This window comes from Larkinella sp. C7, assembly GCF_006149005.1.
GTDB lineage: Bacteria > Bacteroidota > Bacteroidia > Cytophagales > Spirosomataceae > Larkinella.
In genome coordinates, this window is sequence record NZ_VBSL01000115.1 from 1 (window position 1) to 521 (window position 521).

Here is a 521-nt window from a genome sequence, read left to right on the forward strand (position 1 = left end):
TGTTATCTTAGTTGCACACAGTCTGGGACAAAAGGACTATCAAGCGCTCAGGAAAATTGTTCGCGAGACCTACTGGGCAGCCAGCTTGCTCATGCTGGCTGTTGGGGGCTTAGTCTTCCTTCTGGGTGAGCAGTTATCAAGTCTTTTTACTAGTAATGCTAGTGTTATTGTCTATAGTAGTATTGTTATATTTTACGCTTTTATCGGTAGTCTAATGACGTCGGGGACCCTGATTTATACAGCAGTCTGGCAGGGACTTGGTCAGGCTAAACTGCCTTTCTATGCAACAAGCCTAGGAATGTGGATTATCNATGGGTTACGGCCTGGCCGCAGTTTGGATTGCTACCCTTGCTGATAATGCTTTTCGCTTTGCTTTTCTCTACCTTTGTTATAAACGTGTAATTTTTTTGAATGATTAAGTATCTTTGCTCTGCCTCGTCAAAGTTGACAGCGTTTTCTCTTAGCTATAAAATGACTCTTATAGTGGTTGTTAGGCGAATTTGAAAGTATTTTTGGATACT

At 41.7% G+C, this 521-nt stretch carries 1 protein-coding gene; it reads left to right on the top strand.

All coding sequences use genetic code 11. The features are described from left to right. Nucleotides 1–355, top strand: a 355-nt coding sequence (locus FH871_RS34650; protein ID WP_212768348.1) for an MATE family efflux transporter, incomplete at its 5' end; no start/stop codon positions are given. Nucleotides 356–521: the final 166 nt, after the last annotated feature.